This is a genomic window from Xanthomonas sp. WHRI 10207, assembly GCF_040202975.1.
Taxonomy (GTDB): Bacteria; Pseudomonadota; Gammaproteobacteria; order Xanthomonadales; family Xanthomonadaceae; genus Xanthomonas.
In genome coordinates, this window is sequence record NZ_JBEGDX010000003.1 from 816,889 (window position 1) to 832,017 (window position 15,129).

General features: G+C 66.2%; 10 protein-coding genes. 8 read left to right on the forward strand and 2 right to left on the reverse strand.

Translation table 11 applies throughout. The features are described from left to right. Positions 1–289: 289 nt before the first annotated feature. Both ABQU90_RS13900 and ABQU90_RS13910 read right to left on the reverse strand, forming a co-directional pair. On the reverse strand, positions 290–2,263 hold the full coding sequence (locus ABQU90_RS13900; protein WP_115584715.1) for a sigma-54-dependent Fis family transcriptional regulator: 1,974 nt from the start codon (positions 2,261–2,263) through the stop codon (positions 290–292). A gap of 615 nt (positions 2,264–2,878) precedes the next feature. Then, positions 2,879–3,811 carry a carbohydrate kinase family protein gene (locus tag ABQU90_RS13910; RefSeq protein WP_005990298.1) on the reverse strand — a complete coding sequence of 311 codons (933 nt, stop codon included), beginning with the start codon at positions 3,809–3,811 and terminating at the stop codon, positions 2,879–2,881. Between the two features lie 275 nt (positions 3,812–4,086). Between ABQU90_RS13910 and ABQU90_RS13915 the strand changes: the two genes are divergently transcribed. From ABQU90_RS13915 to ABQU90_RS13950, 8 genes are all read left to right on the forward strand, one after another. Next, positions 4,087–5,133 (forward strand): rod shape-determining protein, encoded by a 1,047-nt coding sequence (locus ABQU90_RS13915; protein WP_006452025.1) that lies wholly within the window; start codon positions 4,087–4,089, stop codon positions 5,131–5,133. 166 nt (positions 5,134–5,299) lie between these two features. Continuing rightward, on the forward strand, positions 5,300–6,640 hold the full coding sequence (gene mreC, locus ABQU90_RS13920) for a rod shape-determining protein MreC (RefSeq protein WP_323521547.1): 1,341 nt from the start codon (positions 5,300–5,302) through the stop codon (positions 6,638–6,640). After that, on the forward strand, positions 6,637–7,122 hold the full coding sequence (gene mreD, locus ABQU90_RS13925) for a rod shape-determining protein MreD (RefSeq protein ID WP_115512611.1): 486 nt from the start codon (positions 6,637–6,639) through the stop codon (positions 7,120–7,122). Before mreC ends, mreD begins: the two co-directional genes overlap by 4 nt. Positions 7,123–7,125: 3 nt before the next feature. Beyond that, positions 7,126–9,186 (forward strand): penicillin-binding protein 2, encoded by a 2,061-nt coding sequence (gene mrdA, locus ABQU90_RS13930; RefSeq protein ID WP_323521548.1) that lies wholly within the window; start codon positions 7,126–7,128, stop codon positions 9,184–9,186. Beyond that, the gene (gene rodA, locus ABQU90_RS13935) at positions 9,183–10,301 is read left to right on the forward strand and encodes a rod shape-determining protein RodA (RefSeq protein ID WP_055850614.1); all 1,119 of its coding nucleotides are present in this window, start codon (positions 9,183–9,185) and stop codon (positions 10,299–10,301) included. The genes mrdA and rodA overlap by 4 nt, the downstream gene beginning before the upstream one ends. A 318-nt stretch (positions 10,302–10,619) precedes the next feature. After that, positions 10,620–12,011 carry a glycoside hydrolase family 28 protein gene (locus ABQU90_RS13940; RefSeq protein WP_323521549.1) on the forward strand — a complete coding sequence of 464 codons (1,392 nt, stop codon included), beginning with the start codon at positions 10,620–10,622 and terminating at the stop codon, positions 12,009–12,011. Between the two features lie 444 nt (positions 12,012–12,455). Further along, entirely contained in the window at positions 12,456–13,595 is a 1,140-nt protein-coding gene (gene mltB / locus ABQU90_RS13945) for a lytic murein transglycosylase B (protein WP_055850620.1), read from the forward strand. Further along, the gene (locus ABQU90_RS13950) at positions 13,592–14,992 is read left to right on the forward strand and encodes a septal ring lytic transglycosylase RlpA family protein (RefSeq protein ID WP_115552952.1); all 1,401 of its coding nucleotides are present in this window, start codon (positions 13,592–13,594) and stop codon (positions 14,990–14,992) included. Before mltB ends, ABQU90_RS13950 begins: the two co-directional genes overlap by 4 nt. The last annotated feature ends 137 nt before the right edge of the window (positions 14,993–15,129 follow it).

Here is a 15,129-nt window from a genome sequence, read left to right on the forward strand (position 1 = left end):
GTCCTTGCCCGCCAACTGACGCGGGACCTTACGCGGCATGGATGCCGCGTAAGAGCTTACAAGGACGTACTTGCAGCATGTCCCGCGAGGGTGGGCGGGCAAGGACCCTGCAGCCAAGCCACAGATCATCCGCTCCGCAATCGCGGCACGTAGCGTGCCACATGGCGCACCAAGCCACAGCGGTGCCGCCTGATGGCGAAAAAATAATTGTGTTAATCGCTCTAAATAGCAGCGCCAACCCACCGCTTTGGATTTGACGTATCCCCAATCCCAAATCCCCGCCCCTCCATCAGCCCGTATCCAACCCATGTTTGCGCAGCTTGCGATACAGCGTATTGCGGCTGATCCCCAGTGCGTCGGCGGTGCGGCTGACATTCCAGCGATGGCGTTCGAGTTGTTGCTGCAATACCAGGCGTTCGGCCTGATCCAGCGCCACCCGGCCCGGCATGTCGTCGGCGGCCACGGCACGACCATCGACCAGGCATGGCGCGCTGCCCGCATCGACGATTTCCTGCGGCAGGTTCGGCAGGCGGATGACGCCGTCGCTGCATAACACCGCTGCGGTGCGCAGCACATTGCGTAACTGGCGCAGGTTGCCTGGCCAGGCGTAGCTGAGCAGTTTGTGCATCGCCTCTTCGCTGATGCGTACGCTGCGCTCTGCGTTTTCTTCGCGCAGCAAGGTACGGATCAACTCCGCTTTATCGCTGCGCTCGCGCAGTGGGGGCAGATGCAACACCACGCCGTTTAGTCGGTAATACAAGTCCTCGCGAAATTCGCCTGCGGCCACGCGTTGCGCCAGGTCGCGATGGCTTGCGCTGATGACATGCAGCTCCAGCGGAACCGCACGTTCGCTGCCCAGCGGGGTCACGCATTGTTCTTCCAGCACGCGTAGCAGGCGGCTTTGCAATGGCAATGGCATATCGCCGATTTCATCCAGAAACAGCGTGCCGCCGCTGGCCTGCAGCAATTTGCCGTGCCGTCCTTCGCGCGCCGCGTCGGTGAAGGCGCCGCGTGCGTAACCGAACAACTCGCTTTCGATCAGCGCCTCGGGAATGGCGGCGCAATTGATCGCGACAAACGCGCCGCTGGCCCAGGGCGAGCCACGGTGCACCGCCTTGGCGAATTCTTCCTTGCCGGTGCCGGTGTCGCCACGCAGCAGGATCGAGACGCGGTGCGCGGCCAGTTTCAACGCATTAGCCAGGTTGTGGCGCATACGAGGATCCGAACCGACGTGCTCGCTTGGTTGCAATTCGGAATCCGGTGCGGCCTGCGCCGGCCCACCCACCGCAGGTAGCGCCGGGCGGGCGCGTGGCGGGCGCACCAGCGCATAGAAGCGCCGCCCGTGGCAGGCGCAGCGGATCGACCACAGGGTGCCCGCGTCGCTGCCGGCCCGGTGTTCGATGGTGTCGAAGTCGAGCTGCATCACCTGCGAGATATCGCGACCCACCAACTGGCTGCGATCGATCTTGCCCAGTTGCTCCAGCACCGCTTCGTTGACCGCCAGCACGCGGCCATCGGCACCGATGGCGATCAACGCCTCGTGCAACAAGCCGGCAAATTCGGGGCGGCTGTGAAAGCGCAGGATGAACGCATGACCAAACTGATTGAGGAAATGCGAGCGCGAAATCTGTGCGGCCGACATGCTCACCAAGGCCACGGTATGGCGCTGGATCTGCTTGCTGTCCTGCGCATTGGGGGTGGACGCATCCAGCACCGCCAGCAGCCCCCCATGCGGGTCCAGGATCGGTGCGCCGCTGCACGACAGCGGTAAATGCCGGGTCAGATAGTGTTCGCCGCGATGCACGCTGACCGCCGTGCGCTCGGCCGCGCAGGTGCCCAGACCGTTGGTGCCCTGATGGCATTCGGCCCAGCTGGCGCCACAGAACAGCCCCGCCTGGCGGAACTCGCGCAGCAGGGTGGAGTCGTGCACGCTGTGCAGCACGGTGGCGTCGGCATCGCCAAAGATCACCGCATAGCCGCTGCCGGCGATCTGCTCGTACAGGTTTTCCATTTCCACCTTGGCGATGCGCAGCACCTCGCCAAGGCGCTGCTGGCGCTCACGCACGTGCAGGGCGTCGTGCACCAATGGTTCGGGCGTTGCCTCGGGCAGCAGCGCGTAGTCGTCCAGGCAACGCCGCCACGACCGCGACAGCGGTGGCGCCAGCGGCGCAATATCGCGCAGCCGTCTGATCTGCCGGAGTACATCCGGTTCGATCTCCGGCAGGGTGATGGAAGGAGCGGCGACAACGCTTGGCTCGGACATGGGCCAGCGTTCCTCAGTGGGCGCGAAACGTCAGTAGAGGCACAAACTGCTCCTATGCTCAAACCGCATTGCAGCAAACTGCGCCGCGCTGCTCGCAATACGTGCATCGATGAGGGCCGACGATGCCTGAGGCCATGACGGCGTTTTGGGCGATAAGGGTCGAGCTCGGTCGACGCGCAGCTTGCTCGGCGGGGCGAGGAGCGTGCGCATTTAGCGCTGAGAGCGGCTAACAAAGCGCAGCGAGCGGTCGTCAGACGGGTGTGGAGGGCGTGCTCAGAACCAGCGGCATGGCGCGCACTGAGCGCTGGCCCCGCCAGCCGTCTGGAGGCTGCGCAAGCAGTCTTTAGCGGGGCGCCCGCGTCGCAAGGGCCGCTGTGGGGCGGAGTACGGGCCGGCGCGGTGGCGCCGTTCGAAGCGAGTGTGTCGTTCGAGCTGCGCGAGGTTTCGCGCAGGCCGGCATCTGCGGCTGCGAGGCCCCTTCTCCCGAGGAGAGAAGGGGGACCTAGCCAGCGCCAGCGCCGGCATCGCAGGTGCGGGCCGGGCGCGGAGCAAGCGCTGGAGTGGGAGCTGACGGTGCGCAGCCGAGGTGTCGCACCGATGCCGCTCCGGGCATTTCTACAGCGCGTAACCGAACTGCTGTTTGAACTGATCGTTGAATTCGGCGAAGTCGAAGCGTTGGTTCTGGGTGCCGGGGTGTTCCACCTTCAATGCGCCCATCAGATTGCCCATGCGCCCGATCGTCAGCCAGTCGTAGTTGTGCTGGATGCCGTAGATCAGGCCGGCGCGGAACGCATCGCCGCAGCCGGTGGGGTCCACCACGCGGCGCTCATGCGCCGGCGGAATGTCGTAGGTCTTCTCGGGCGTGTGCACCAGCGCGCCCTTCGGGCCCTGCGTGGTGATGTAGGCCTGCACGCGCGACACGATGTCTTTCTCGTTCCAGCCGGTGCGTTCCTGCAGCAGGTTGGACTCGTAGTCGTTGACCACCACGTAGTCGGCCTGCTCGATGAATTCACGCAGTTCCGGTCCGTTGAACAACGGCATCGCCTGGCCAGGATCGAAGATGAAAGGAATGCCGCCGGCAGCGAACTCTTCCGCATTCTGGATCATGCCTTCGCGCCCGTCCGGGCCGACCAGGCCCAGGGTCACGCCCGGCACGTCGCGCACGTGGTTCTCGTAACTGCGCATCATCGCGCCCGGATGGAAGGCGGTGATCTGGTTGTTGTCGTGATCGGTGGTGATGAAGGCCTGAGGGGTGAACAGGTCATCGATGATCTTCACGCGCGACAGATCGATGCCCAGCGTTTCGAAATGTTCGCGGTACGGGCCGAAATCCTGGCCTACGGTGCCCATCGGAATCGGCGCGCCGCCGAGCAGATGCAGGTTGTAGGCGATGTTGCCGGCGCAGCCGCCGAACTCGCGGCGCATGCGCGGCACCAGGAACGACACATTCAGGATGTGCACCTTGTCCGGCAGGATGTGATTCTTGAACTGGTCCGGGAACACCATGATGGTGTCGTAGGCGAGGGAACCACAGATCAGTGCGGACATCGAGTCAGGCCTTTGCGTAAGGAAATACCCGCCAGTTGCCGGCATGGCGGCGGGACGGCGCCAACGCCGCGGCGCAAAGGGTAACGGCTGCGACCGATCAGAGCCACAACCGCGTGCCATGCCCGGCGTGACCGCCACATGAAAACCGGGCCGGAAACACCGATTTTTCCTTGCCCGCACCGGGGGGGATTGCTAGGCTAGTGGACTTCGTTTTCTGCCCAAAATTTCGCCAGTCTGGCGGCGGGCACGCGACTTACCCAGGAACAACTCCCTCGATGTTCAAGAAACTGCGCGGCATGTTCTCCAACGACCTGTCCATCGATCTGGGCACGGCCAATACGCTGATCTACGTGCGTGGACAGGGCATCGTGCTGAACGAGCCATCGGTGGTTGCGGTGCGTCAGGACCGCGCAATCGGCGGGACGCGCTCGGTGGCTGCCGTCGGCGCGGAGGCCAAGCAGATGCTCGGTCGTACCCCCGGCCACATCACCACCATCCGCCCGATGAAAGACGGCGTCATCGCCGATTTCACCTACACCGAAGCGATGCTGAAGCACTTCATCAAGAAGGTGCACAAGTCGCGCTTTCTGCGCCCCAGCCCACGCGTGCTGGTGTGCGTGCCGGCCGGTTCCACCCAGGTGGAGCGCCGCGCGATCAAGGAATCTGCGGAAGAGGCCGGTGCGCGCGACGTGTACCTGATCGAAGAACCCATGGCCGCTGCCATCGGTGCCGGCATGCCGGTGACCGAAGCGCGCGGCTCGATGGTCATCGACATCGGCGGCGGCACCACCGAAGTGGCGGTGATCTCGCTCAACGGCATCGTCTACTCGCAGTCGGTGCGCGTGGGCGGCGACCGCTTCGATGAGTCGATCACCAACTACGTGCGTCGCAACCACGGCATGTTGATCGGCGAAGCCACGGCCGAGCGCATCAAGTTGCAGATCGGCTGCGCCTACCCGCAGGACGAGGTGCAGGAGATGGAAATCTCCGGCCGTAACCTCGCCGAAGGCGTGCCGAAGATGATCAAGATCAACTCCAACGAAGTGCTCGAAGCGCTGCATGAGCCGTTGTCGGGCATCATCTCCGCAGTGAAGCTGGCGCTGGAGCAGACCCCGCCGGAACTGTGCGCCGACGTCGCCGAGCGCGGCATCGTGCTCACCGGTGGCGGCGCGCTGCTGCGCGACCTGGACCGTCTGATCTCCGAAGAAACCGGCCTGCACGTGCAGGTGGCCGATGACCCGCTGACCTGCGTGGCCCGCGGCGGCGGCCGCGCGCTGGAGCTGGTGGACATGCACGGCAACGAGTTCTTCGCGCCGGAATAATGGAGCTGGGAATGGGGAATCGGGAATGGGGAATCGTCGCGCGGCTCCCCGCCTCCGGCCTTGCGTGGTCACTGCGCATTCCCGTCCGTGTATCCCTTAGCCCTTCCGTGGGCAGCACATTGCCCACCGATTCCCCATTCCCGACTCCCCATTCCCGGCCCTGAAAGTGCCCTCCTACGCCGGTCCTCCCGTCGCCTCCCGTCCGGGCGAAGTCACCTCCACGCTGCGGCTGCTGGTCTATCTGGTGCTGGCGATCACGTTGATTGCGCTCGATAGCCGCGGCAGCTGGCTGAGCCAGGTGCGAATGCAGGCCAATCTGCTGATCCAGCCGATCTGGGCAGTGGCCGGGTTGCCAGGGCGCATCGGGTCGCAGGTGCGCGACAACGCCGCCACGCACGCGCAACTGGTGGAAGAAACCCGCGACCTGCGCAATCAGCTGCTGGTCGCCAACGCCCGCCTGACCCGGCTGCAGACCGCTGCGCTGGATAACGCCCAGTTGCGCGAGCTGCTCAACGTGGCCGAGCGCCGTGGCCTGGACGTGCAGCTGGCGCCGATCCTGGATATCGACCTGGACCCGACCCGCCAGCGCTTGCTGCTGGACGCCGGCAGCCGCGATGGCGTGCTGATGGGCCAGGCCGTGATCGATGCCGGCGGTCTGATGGGCCAGGTGATCGAAGTGACCCCGCTGCATTCGACCGTCTTGCTGCTGACCGACCCCGACCACGCGGTGCCGGTCAGCGTGGCGCGCAACGGCGTGCGCCTGATTGTCTACGGCCGCGGCGACCGCCTCGAATTGCGCGACATCCCGCTGAGCGCCGGCGTGCAGGTGGGCGACGAGATCGTCACCTCCGGCCTGGGCGGCCGCTTCCCGGCCGGCTTCCCGGTGGGCAAGGTCTCCGAGCTGCATCCCGACGACACCCACGCCTTCCTGGTCGGCGAGCTGACCCCTGCCGCCAAACTCGACCGCGGTCGCGACGTGCTGTTGTTGCGCGCCGGCAAGCCGCTGCGGGTGGTGCCGGGAATCGGGAATGGGGAATCGGGAATCGGTAACGGCAACGGCGTCGCGGCACCTGCCGCCGCGACGGTGACCGCAGCACCCCGCACGCCGGCGAGCGGAGTGTCCGACGCGGCGATGGATACCGCACGCCCGACGGCGGGCGCAGCATCGGGCACCGGCACCGGCACCGGCACCGGCAGCGCTCAGGGCACCCAGTCCGCGCCGACACCTGCCGCGCCCGGCACGCAGCCGTCCAGTGCGCCAGCGTCCGGCCGCCCGGCCAGCACGCCCGCGCGCGCGACGGCGTCGAATGCATCCAACATCCCGATGCCTGATTCGCGTCCTGCTTCGCCGCAGGGCTTGCGGGCAGCCGGAACGAGGAATGGCAACGGCACGCAGTCGCCAGCTGGCCGTGCGAACGATGCGCCGCCGCCGCAAGGCACCGCTCCTGCCGATTCCCGACTCCCGATTCCCGATTCCCGTGCGTCTCCACCGGAGACGGACCAATGACCCGCATGCGCAACACCTGGATCCTGCCGGTGAGCCTGCTCATCGCGCTGGTGCTGGGTCTGCTGCCGTTGCCGGAGGTGGTGCAGCCGCTGCGCCCGTACTGGGTGGCGCTGGTGCTGGCCTACTGGGTGATCGAGGAGCCGGATCGGGTGGGGCTGGGTGTGGCCTTCGTGGCCGGCGTGCTGGCCGATCTGCTGTATGGCGGGCTGCTGGGCGAGCAGGCGCTGCGGCTGGTGATCATGACCTTCATCCTGCAGCGCTTCCGCGCGCGGATGCGGTTTTTCCCGGTGTCGCAGCAGGCGCTGGCGATCGGCGGGCTGCTGCTCAACGACCGCATCGTGTCTTCGGCGGTGCATCTGGCGATCGGCGAGCCGACCCTGCCGTGGAGTTACTGGTGGGCGCCGCTGCTGGGCATGGCGCTGTGGCCGCCGTTGTTCGTGTTGCTGGATGCGGTGCGCCTGGGCAAGCGGGGCAAGAAGTAGCCCATGCACGGTCGGCGCCAACCCAAGAACCCGCATGCCGAGGCCGAGCAATTCCGCCGCCGGGCGGTGCTGGGGTTTGTGATGGTGGTGATCTGCCTGGTCGGCCTGGGCGGGTGGTATTTCAAGCTGCAGGTGCTCGACCACGAGGTCTACGCCACCCGCTCGGAAGCCAACCGCATCAAGCCCAAACCGGTGGTGCCCGGGCGCGGCATGATCTACGACCGCACCGGTCGGTTGCTGGCCGAAAACGTGCCGGCGTTCCGGCTGGACGTGACCCCGGACAAGGTCGCCGACATGGGCGCCATGCTGGCCGCGCTGGGCAAGGTGATCCCGATCGCGCCGGAGGATCTGGAGCGCTTCAACCGTGAGCGCCGCGCGCGCCGCAGCTTCCTGCCGGTCACCCTCAAGCTGCGCATGAGCGATGAAGAGATGGCGCGCTTTGCGGTGGAGCGCTGGCGCTTCCCCGGCGTGGAGCTGGAGCCGTATCTGACCCGGCGCTACCCGTATGGGCCGTTGTTCGCGCACATCATCGGCTACGTCGGCCGCATCGACGAAAAAGATCTGGCGGTGCTGGGCGAGGGCAACGCCGCGCTCACCCATATGGGCAAGTCCGGCCTGGAGCGCTATTACGAACAGGACCTGCGCGGGCAGGTCGGCTACGAGCAGGTCGAGACCAACGTGCAGGGGCGGGCGATCCGCACCGTCGGCCGCGTCGCGCCGCAGTCGGGTGCGGATCTGCGGCTGTCGGTGGATGCCGATCTGCAGCGCGCAATGGTGGCGGCGTTCGGCGAGCACGAAGGTGCAGCCATTGCGATGGACCCGCGCACCGGCGAGATCCTTGGCATGGTCAGCCTGCCCAGCTACGACCCCAATCTGTTCGTCAACGGCATCTCGCATACCGATTTCAAGATGCTCAACGACAACCCGTCGCGTCCGCAGTTCAACCGGCTGGTGCTCGGTGGCGTGGCGCCGGGCTCCACGCTCAAGCCGCTGATCGCCCTGGCCGGCCTGGATAGCGGCCTGCGCCGGCCGGAAGACCGGGTGTTGTCCACCGGCATGTTCTATCTACCCGGCGTCAGCCGCGGCTGGGGCGACTCGCACCGTGGCGGCCACGGCTGGACCGATCTGCGCAAATCCATCGCCCAGTCGGTCAATACCTACTACTACCGCCTGGCGGTGGACATGGGGGTCGAGCGCTTCGACCATTACATGGGTGGATACGGCTTCGGCGCGCCCACCGGAGTGGATCTGCTGGGCGAAATCGGCGGCATCCTGCCGTCGCCGGCCTACAAGTACAAGAGCCGCAAGGAGCGTTGGTACCCCGGCGACACCGTCAACATCGCCATTGGCCAGGGCGACTGGAAGGTGACTCCGTTGCAGCTGGTGCGCGGCGTCTCGGCGATCGCCAGCGGCCTGCTGCTGCGCCCGCATCTGGTGCTGGAAGAACGCACCGGCTTCGATCACCCCTGGCAGCCGATGATCCAGCCGCCGGGCAAGCCGGTCAGCCCGAATCCGGCGCATCTGCAGGTGGTGCGCGAGGGCATGATGGACACCATGCGCCCGGGCGGTACCGGCTACGCCATCACGCCCGGCGCGCCCTACCAGATGGCCGGCAAGACCGGAACCGCGCAGGTGGTCAGCCGCAAGGGCGTGGCCGCCGTGGACCCGCGCAGTCTGCCGATGCATCTGCGCCATCGTGGTCTGTTCGTCGGCTTTGCGCCGGCCGACAACCCGGTCATTGCGGTGGCGGTGGCGGTGGAGGGTGGTGGTTTCGGTACCAGCTCGGCAGCGCCGATTGCGCGCAAGATTTTCGACGCCTGGCTGCTGGGCAAGATGCCCGCGGGCATCCTGCCGCTGGACAGCGAACTCGGCATGACCGCCGTGGGCGTCAACCAATTCGAAGCCGGCGCCACCGATGCACGTGCGGTCGGCGATGCGGCCGCCGCCACGCTGGAAGAATTGCCGGTGGTGATCGGTCAGACCGCCGTTGCGCTGGATCCCAGCACGCCCGCGCAGCCGGTGATACCGGATGTGCCGGATGCGGTGCAGGAGACCGATCATTGAGTGACATCCTGCGCTGGTTGGCGGACATGGCCGCGCGCTTTACGCGCAGCCTGGACTGGGTGCTGTGCCTGGCGCTGGGCGCGTTGATGGTGATCGGCCTGTCGGTGCTCAAGAGCGCTGGCGGCACGGCCAACGGCGATCATCTGGTGATGGCGCAAGGCATCCGCTTCGTCATCGGCGTGGCCGCGATGTGGGGCATCTCGCGCATGTCGGTGCTGCGCCTGCGCGCCTGGACCCCGTGGGTGTATGGCTTGTCGATGCTGCCGTTGCTGGCGGTGTTCGCGCTAGGCACCGGCAAATACGGCCGGCAATGGCTGGATCTGAAAGTGTTCTATCTGCAGCCGGCCGAGCTGCTCAAGATCAGCCTGCCGATGATGGCGGCCTGGTATCTGCACCGCATGCCGTTGCCGCCGCGCATCTCCACCGTGCTGGTCACCTGCATGATCATCGGCGTGCCCACCGCGTTGATCATGTTGCAGCCGGACTTCGGCACCGGCGTGCTGATCGCCGCCAGCGGCGTGTTCGTGCTGCTGCTGGCTGGTCTGCCGTGGTGGTGGGTGGCCGTGGGTTTGGGCGGCGTGGCGGCGGCGGCGCCGATCGCCTGGTTCTGGCTGCTGCGGCCGTACCAGAAGGACCGCATCATGATGTTCCTCAACCCCGAGAACGACGCGCTCGGCGCCGGCTGGAACATCATCCAGTCCAAGATCGCGATTGGCTCTGGCGGGTTGGATGGCAAGGGCTGGGGGTTGGGCTCGCAATCGCATCTGAACTTCATTCCCGAACAGACCACCGACTTTGCGTTCTCGGTGCTCAGCGAAGAGTTCGGCTGGATCGGCGTGGCCACCGTACTGACGCTGTATCTCATCGTCATCGGCCGCTGCCTGTGGATCGCCTCGCAGGCACGCGACACCTATTCGCGCCTGGTCGCTGGCGCCACCGGTCTGGCGTTCTTCGTCTACGTGCTGGTCAACGGCGGCATGATCTCCGGCCTGCTGCCGGTGGTCGGCGTGCCCATGCCCTTGATGAGTTACGGCGGCACCTCGGCGGTGTCGTTGCTGGCCGGATTGGGCCTGGTGATGGCAGTGAAGGCGCACCGGCCGGTGCATGGGTACTGACGCATAGCGTCATGCCGTTGGCGCGTTGCATCGCGTCAACCCACGCGCAAGCGGCATGCTCCGCATTGCAACGCCGACTGATGCGACACGCGTGTGTCACCGCGTGGGCAATGTAGCGATGGCATCGCGTTTTTGCGCGCTGCGTTGCAATGACGACACCTCGACGTAGGCTGGCTTCGCTCGGGCGGCATCCGGTTCGCTCGCGTTCTGCATGTGCGATGTGTGCTCCGTAGAGTCCGCTATGCCGCTGCAGTGATGGCGGCCGCGTCGCGTTGCCTATGCAGGCGCGCGCCATTTCTCTTTCGGGTGCCTGTTTCCATGAAATTGCTAACCGCCGCCATCGGCGGTGTCTGTCTGATGCTTGCCACGCAGGCCAGCGCTGTCACCTTCGCCACGGGCGATGCCCGCGCTGTCGCGCAACCGGCAATTCCGCCCACGTGTCCGCCCTCCTTGAAGGCCGGCCTGACGCCGAGCGGGCGTCAATTCGATGATGCATTGGAGCGCTCGCCGCCTGATACCAAGACCATCCAGGCCGCGCTCAATGCCTGTAAAAACGGCAGCGTGCTGTTGACCAGCGGCAGTGGCAACGCGTTTCTGACTGGCCCGCTGACCATTCCCAGTGGCGTCACGCTGGTGGTCGACCAGGGCGTCACCTTGTACGGCTCACGCAATCCGGCCGACTACGGCAGCGGCTGCGGCGTGGCCGGTTCCAAGAGCGGCGGCTGTGCGCCGTTGATCAGCGTCAAGGGCGCCAAGTCGGGCGTCATGGGCATCCGCATCGGCGGGCGTCAGGGCACCATCGATGGCCGCGGCGATCTGACCATGCTGGGCAAGAGCACCACCTGGTGGCAATTGGGCGAAGACGCCAAGGCGGCCGGCCTGGTGCAGAACAGCCCGGACCTGATCAAGGTGCAGAATTCAACGGCGTTTACGCTGTACGACATCAACCTGATCAACGCGGCGTACTTCCATTTCTTCGCGCATATCATCGATGGCCTGACCATCTGGGGCGTGCGGGTGAAGTCGCCGGCCACCAGTCCCAACACCGATGGCCTGGATCTGGACAGCGTGGTCAATGCCACTCTCCACGACAACGATGTGATGGGCGGCGACGATTGCGTGGCGATCAAGACCATCGCCTCCAAGTCCGCCAACATCACCGTGCGCAATACGCGTTGCTACGGCACGCATGGCATCTCCATCGGCAGCGAAGTGATGTCCGGCGTCAGCAATGTGCTGGTCGACAACAACGCGCTGGTGTCCACCGACGATGCAGGCAATCGCAGCACCGACAACAACGGGTTGCGCATCAAGACCAGCATCGTCAAGGGTGGGCCGGTCAGCCAGGTCACGTATCGCAACACCTGCCTGTACGGCGTGACCAGCCCGCTGGTGATCAACCCGTTCTATGCCAACGGTACTACCGGCACCAAACCGACCTTCCACGACATCGTCGTCGACGGGCTGCGCAGTGCGAACGATGCCGGCGGCAAGGGCTGGATTCTGCGTGGCTACGATGCGCAGACGCGGCTTGATCTGGTGCTGGCCAACGTGGCGACCAGCAACACATCGGTCAATGCGAGCAACGCGCAGATCGGGCTGAGCAACAGCGCGCTGACTCCGACCGGGAGCGGTGTCACCACTGCGCCGGTGCAAGTCGGCGGCGGCATACCGACCTGCTCGAGCGCGCCGCGCTTCCCGGCACTGTGATGCGCCAGGCGCGGCCGATCCTAGCGGCCGCGCCTGGTCTTCTGCCAAGGCTACTCAGCCGATGCAGCAGTTTGGCAGTGGGCTTTGATGTCCCATGAGCTGCCAAGCCGGGTAGCTGTCTTCGGTTCTTTCCAAGGGGGCGACGGCCGCCTTCGCGTCACTGACATCAGCGCGGCGATCTTGCCCGCGATCAGCTGATCGCAATCACCGTCGAGCACCCAGTTGTTAGCGCGGCACCCACACGGCAGTGGTGCATATCGGGCTAGCGCGCCGCGTGGCCGGACTCCCGCTCCTGCCAGGCGCCGCTCCCAATCCCAATCCAATCCCGATTCCCCAGCCACCAAACTGCCCCACCTGCTGCGGCAGACCTTGACTTTGGCTAAAGTCTTTTCGTTTCATGGTCTTATTGCCAGAAGTTCATCTGATGTCTGTTACCCTCGGCCGATGATTCGACGCACTCTGACCTGCCTGCTCACCCTCGGCCTTGTCGCCTGCGCGACCCAGCCCAGCCCTCCGTCCCCGCCGCCGGCCGCCAGCGCGCCTCCGGCCAAGCCGCCCGTGGCTCCGGTCGCGCCTGCAAGTGCCGCCGCCGAGGCGCCTGCGCTACCGCCGGTCGATCTGACTCCGGTGCCGTTCGAGATCGCACGTGCCAACTTCGTGCGCGACACCGCCGCCAAATACGGCATCGACGCCGCGCAGATCGAAGCGGTGCTGGCGCAGGCGCAATTCAAGGACGCCATCGTCACCGCGATGTCGCGCCCGGCCGAGCGGGTCAAGCCGTGGAACGAATACCGGCCGATGTTCATCACCCAGGCGCGCATCGATGGGGGCCGCAAATTCCTGGCCGAGCACCGCGCCGAGCTGAGCAAGGTCGAAGCCGCCACCGGCGTGCCAGCGCAGGTGATCGTGGCCATCATCGGGGTGGAAACCAGTTACGGCAGCAATGCCGGCAAGTACCGCGTGTTGGATGCGCTGTACACGCTGGCGTTCCGCTACCCGCGCAGCGGCGACCCGGCCAAGCTCGAGCGCGAAGTGCGTCGCGAGCTGTTTTTCCGCGATGAACTCGGCCAATTGTTCGCGCTCGGCAAGGAAGAGCAACTCGACGTCACCAGCCTGATCGGCAGCTACGCCGGCGCGATGGGCATGGGCCAGTTCATGCCTTCCAGCTACCGCCAGTTCGGTGTCGATGGCGATGCGGATGGCAAGCGCAATCTGTTCACCGATTACAACGACGTGTTCGCCTCGATCGCCAATTACTTCGTCAAGAAGGGCGGCTGGGTGCGCGGCGGTGAAGTCGCCGTGCCGGCCACGCTGGCTGCCGGCCGCGAAGAATTCAATCCCACCGACTGGTCGCCGGTGTACACGCTGGCCGATCTGTCTGCGCGCGGGTATCACCCTGGCGCGCCGGTGGTGGCGGGTAGCACCGCCACGCCGATCAGCCTGGACGACGCCAACGGCAAGCAGTACTGGCTGGGCTTCCAGAACTTCTACGCGATCACCCGATACAACATTTCCAAGATGTATGCGATGGCCGTGTTCCAGTTGTCCGAGGCCATCGCCGGCAAGGAGTTACCCCCGGCATGAACAGCATGACAGGCCCCAAGTGGCTGATCCCGATGGCGCTGATGCTCGGCCTGGCGGCCTGTAGCAGCGCACCGAAGAAAAGCGTCGCTGCCAAGGGCGGCGGCGCCATCAAGGGCGTCAAGATCGACGGCAAGGGGCCGGCGTACGTCGCCACCGGATGCCCGTCGACCTCGCCGTATGCGGCCGCCAAGGAAGACCCGTCCACGCGCGGCGACTACACCGCCGGCGGCCTGTACAAACCCGGCGTCAAGGACACCACGCCCGACCACGTGCCCAACGTGGCCTGCATCCCCGAACCGCTGGTCACCAACGAGCCGCGCTCGGCGGTCGGCAATCGCTCGCCCTATGAAGTGCTGGGCAAGCGTTACGTGGTGATGGACGACCCGGGCGACTATGTCGAACGCGGCACCGCCTCGTATTACGGCAGCAAATTCCATGGCCGGCTCACCTCCAACAAGGAGGTCTACGACATGTACGCCTTCACCGCTGCGCACAAGACGTTGCCGCTGCCCAGTTTCGCGCTGGTGACCAATACCGACACCGGCGATTCGGTGGTGGTGCGCGTCAACGACCGCGGCCCGTTTCACGATGGCCGCGTGATCGACCTGAGCTACGCCGCCGCGGTCAAGCTGGGCATCACCGGCAGGGGCACCGGCAATGTCGAAGTGCGCGGGCTGACTGAAGCCGATAACGGCAACCTGCTGGCCAAGCGCAATCGTGGCCAGGTGCCGGTCACGACGGCGGTTGCCACCGCGCGGCCGGCGTCGGGCAGCAGCCAGATCGATGGTCTGGTGCAGCGTCTGCCCACGCGCACGGTTCCGCCGCGCACGGTGACGACAGGCGCGGGCACAGCGGTTGTCACGTCTGCAGTAGCGATTGCTGCAGCACCGGTCACTGCGGCCGGCGAGCGTTGGCGCTATCGCGTGGCCGATTCGCGCCAGCCCGGCAATGCCGACAACTTCGATGCCTGGATGAAGACGCAGGGCGTGCGTGTGGCCACCGGCAAGCCTGCCGCTGCCGTGCAGCGACCGACGGGCGCGACAACCACAGCTGCCGCCGCACCGGTCGCCGTTGCCGTGGTCAAGGCATCGGAAAGCGTGGCTGCGCGTCCGCTCAAGCCCGATCCGATGCCGGCCAAGGCACCCAGCGTGGCCGAGACCGCGCTGGGCGACATCCTGTTGCAGGTCGCCAGCTTTGCCAGCCGCGAAAATGCCAACCGCGCGCTGTCGCAGCTGGCCTCGGCCGGTATCGCCGGTGCCAGCGTCAGCGACATCGTCAGCGGTGGCCGCACCCTGTGGCGCTTGCGCGTCAACGCACGCGACCACGCCAACGCATCGGAGATTTCCCAGCGGATTGCCGGCCTGGGCTTTGGACGTCCGCAGATCGTCGCCAACTGAGCACAGACCGATACGCCGTGGTTAGCCGCCATCGAGCGAGCGCGTCTGATCACGGCGCTTGCGCCCAACCGCGCGACAGCGCGGCTCCGGTAGGCGCTCTGCAGCATCGGTGCGGCGCACGTCCCGCGCGGTACGCC